This window comes from Stenotrophomonas sp. GD03777 (assembly GCF_029842485.1).
GTDB classification, from domain to species: domain Bacteria; phylum Pseudomonadota; class Gammaproteobacteria; order Xanthomonadales; family Xanthomonadaceae; genus Stenotrophomonas; species Stenotrophomonas sepilia.
Map to the genome: position 1 here is coordinate 1 of NZ_JAOCGL010000191.1, position 3,753 is coordinate 3,753.

Here is a 3,753-nt window from a genome sequence, read left to right on the forward strand (position 1 = left end):
CCCTCTGGTAGCGCCGGGCCATGCCCGGCGAGCGCAGCGATGCAGACCTGCGCTACAGTCGAGAACGCTCGACATTAAGAACACAACTGCATGGACGACATCCACCCGATCGCGCCGGACAAGCGCGCCGCCATTCTTTCCAGCCTCGCCGACATCGAACAGCGCCACAATGTGCGTGTGCTGCTGGCCTGCGAATCCGGCAGCCGTGGCTGGGGCTTCTCTTCGCCGGACAGCGACTACGATGCACGCTTCATCTACGTGCATCGCCAGCCGTGGTATCTCAGCGTCAACGAGAGCACCGGCCCGGGCGATGCGCAGCGCGATGTGATCGAGCTGCCGATCGACGATGAGCTCGATGTCAGCGGCTGGGACCTGCGCAAGGCACTGCGGCTGGTCTCAAAATCCAATCCGACACTGATCGAATGGCTGCGTTCGCCGATCGTGTACCGGCAGGATGACGCTGCGGTGGCACTGCTGTGGGAAGCGGCCCAACGCTTCTACTCACCCTTGGGCAGCTGGTGGCACTACATGAGCATGGCCAGGACCACACACAGCCGCCACCTGGGTGAGCCCACCATCAGCACCAAGAAGTACCTGTATGTGCTGCGCGCCCTGCTTGCCTGCCAGTGGATCGAGAGCGAGCCCACGCCGCCGCCGATGGCCTTCGAGGATCTGCTGGACCGGTTGCTGCCGGACGGCCCGGTGCGCCACGCCATCGACGCATTGCTGGTGGTCAAGCGCGCCAGCGCCGAGGTCAGCGCTCGTCCGCGCATCGCGCTCATCAGCGAGTACATTGACCATGCGATGGCCGTTCGCGCGGCGCAGGCCCCGCAGCTGCCGGCCGGACAGGGCGACAGCGCCTGGCTGGACGTGCTGTTCCGGCGGATGCTGGCCGAGCACGCGCCGTCCTGAGCGGTTGCACCCGTTTCTGGTAGCTGCCGACCTTGGTCGGCACCGAGATCACCATCCACGCATGGCGTGGATCTACTGTGTATCCGCGCGGCCCCAGGGCGGTACCTTCCCCAGCGGACGCACGCGTATCATCGTCGCGAACGCCCTGATTTCCGGAGACACCGATGAACCCGCTGCGCCCCTTCCGCGACAAGATGCCCATCCTCGGCGAGCGCGTGTACATCGACCCGGCCTGCACCGTCATCGGTGACGTGGAGCTGGCCGAGGACGTATCAGTGTGGCCGGGCACGGTCATCCGCGGTGATGTCAATTACGTGCGCATCGGCGCGCGCACCAATGTGCAGGACGGCACGATCATCCACGTCAGCCACCACAGCCCCTACAACAAGGCCGGCTACCCGACCCTGATCGGCGAAGGCGTGACCGTCGGCCACGGCTGCATCATCCATGCCTGCACGATCGGCGACTACAGCCTGATCGGCATGGGCGCCTGCATCCTCGACGGTGCGTGCGTCGAGCGCCATGGCTTCGTCGGCGCCGGTGCGGTGGTCGGCCCGGGCAAGGTGGTTGGCGAAGGCGAGCTGTGGGTGGGCAATCCGGCCCGCCCGGCGCGCACGCTGAGCGACAAAGAGATCGAGTCGCTGCACTACTCGGCCGACCACTACGTGCGGCTGAAGGACGAATACCTGGGCTGAGCAGCCAACGCCGCCATGCGGCTCTGCTAAAGTCTGGGCCCGACCAGGACCTGTCGAGACCCCCATGCCTGTGGCTGCCTGCCGGAGAGGACTCCGGCGCCCACAACGAAGGCCATCGCACTGATGGCCGCACCGATGCTCGATACCTACCGCGAGGTGGTGACGCCGGAGGGTGTGCCGCTGCAGCTGCCGGCAGCCGGCCCGGTGCCACGGGCGATGGCGTGGCTGGTGGATCTGGGCGTGCGCATCGCGGTACTGGTGGTGATGTCGATTCCACTGGCACTGCTGGATTCGTTCGGCTCCGGGCTCGGCCTGGTGCTGATGTTCCTGGTGTACTGGGCCTACCCGATCGTCTGCGAAGCGCTGTGGGCCCGTACCCTCGGCAAGCGCGCGCTGGGCCTGCGCGTGCTTGCGCGCGATGGCGCGCCGGTAGGCTGGATGCCTGCCATCACCCGCAACCTGCTGCGCACCGTGGACATGCTGCCGTTCGGCTATGCACTGGGCCTGATCAGCAGCCTGTTCGATCCCCATGGCCGTCGCCTGGGCGATCTGGTGGCCGGCACCGTGGTGGTGCATGCGCCCGTGCTGTACCTGCCGCCTCCGCCCACCATCGACAGCGTGCTGGCCCCGCCGCAGCCGCTGCGACCGGAAGAGCAGGCCGCGCTGATGGCCTTCGCCGAGCGCGCGCCACGGCTGTCGGCGGCCCGCCAGCAGGAACTGGCCGGCATCGCCGAACCGCTGACCGGCACCCACGGCCAGGTCGGCGTACTGCGCTTGTATGCCATGGCCAACTGGCTGTTGGGGCGGCGATGAAGCAGGAGCAGTTCGTCGCCCGCTACCAGCAGGAATGGCAGGACCTGGAACACTGGCTGCTGCTGCGTGCTGGTGCTGCGCGCCGCACGCGGCGCAAGGCCAGCGCGCTGGCAGTGGACGACGCCGCCTTCCCGCAGCGCTACCGGCGCCTGTGCCAGCAGCTGGCACTGGCCCGCGAGCGCGGCTACAGCCCGCAGCTGGTGCAGCGCCTGCAGCAGTTGATGCAGCAGGGCCACAGCGTGCTGTACCGCACGCCGCCGACGCGCTGGCGCGGTGCACTTGAATTCCTGGTGGCCGACTTCCCGCTGCTGGTGCGCAGCCAGGCGCGCAGCATGTGGGTGGCACTGGCGATGTTCGCGCTGCCGGCGGTGGCCTGCTTCGTGCTGGCGCAGCTCTACCCGGACCTGATCCACATGGTGATGGACAACCGCCAGATCGCCGAGATGGAGCGCATGTACGATCCAGCGGCCGAGCGCCTCGGGCGTGACAGCGGCACGGACTGGATGATGTTCGGCCACTACATCCTGAACAACATCAGCATCGCCCTGCGTACCTTCGCCAGTGGTCTGCTGGCCGGCCTGGGCACGCTGCTGGTGCTGCTGTTCAACGGCGTGATCATCGGTTCGGTGGCCGGCCACCTGCAGCACATCGGCCATGGCGATCCATTCTGGCGCTTCGTCGCGGGCCATGGTGCGTTCGAGCTGACCGCGATAGTGATCGCCGGCGGTGCCGGCCTGCAGCTGGGCATGAAACTGCTGGCCCCCGGCCGGCGCAGCCGCCTGGATGCCCTGGTCGAAGGCGGCCGCATCGGGGCCCGGCTGTGCCTGGGCGTGGCGTTCATGCTGCTGGTGGCCGCGTTCATCGAAGCGTTCTGGTCGTCGATTGCCGAAGTGCCGGCGTGGGGCAAGTTCAGCGTGGCCGGCGTGCTGTGGGCCGGCGTGCTGCTGTGGCTGTGGCGCGGCGGGCGCGGAGGCGGCAATGCGCATTGACCGCCTGGACGTGGCGCTGCGCGCGCGCAGTGGCTGGGAAGCAATGGAGCTGGGCAGCGCCCTGTCGCGCCGCCACGCGCGTGCGGTATGGGGCAGCTGGCTGCTGGCCAGTGCACCGCTGTTCGTGATCTTCAACGCGCTGGGCTGGTGGCTGGATGCGTTCGGCTGGGCCTGGCTGGCGATGTGGTGGTGCAAGCCACTGTTCGAGCGAGCGCCGCTGTACGTCCTGTCGCGCGGCATCTTCGGTGAGCCGGTGGGCGCGCTGGCAGCGCTGCGCGCGCAGCGCAGCTGGGGCAATGCAGGCTTCTGGGGCTACCTGGGCTGGCGCCGCTTCAGCGTGCTGC

At 68.3% G+C, this 3,753-nt stretch carries 4 protein-coding genes and 1 pseudogene; all 5 read left to right on the top strand.

The genetic code is table 11. The features are described 5' to 3' along the window. Positions 1-90: 90 nt before the first annotated feature. On the top strand, positions 91-912 hold the full coding sequence (locus N5E02_RS20450) for a nucleotidyltransferase domain-containing protein (RefSeq protein WP_005420149.1): 822 nt from the start codon (positions 91-93) through the stop codon (positions 910-912). A 164-nt stretch (positions 913-1,076) separates the two neighbouring features. After that, positions 1,077-1,607 (top strand): gamma carbonic anhydrase family protein, encoded by a 531-nt coding sequence (locus N5E02_RS20455; protein ID WP_065185876.1) that lies wholly within the window; start codon positions 1,077-1,079, stop codon positions 1,605-1,607. A gap of 123 nt (positions 1,608-1,730) precedes the next feature. Continuing rightward, entirely contained in the window at positions 1,731-2,420 is a 690-nt protein-coding gene (locus tag N5E02_RS20460; RefSeq protein WP_279946698.1) for an RDD family protein, read from the top strand. Further along, complete coding sequence (locus tag N5E02_RS20465; RefSeq protein ID WP_065177881.1) at positions 2,417-3,409, top strand: stage II sporulation protein M; 993 nt, start codon at positions 2,417-2,419, stop codon at positions 3,407-3,409. Before N5E02_RS20460 ends, N5E02_RS20465 begins: the two co-directional genes overlap by 4 nt. After that, a pseudogene (locus N5E02_RS20470) lies at positions 3,399-3,753 on the top strand (DUF4129 domain-containing protein); the annotation flags it as partial. The gene N5E02_RS20465 and the pseudogene N5E02_RS20470, both read left to right, overlap by 11 nt.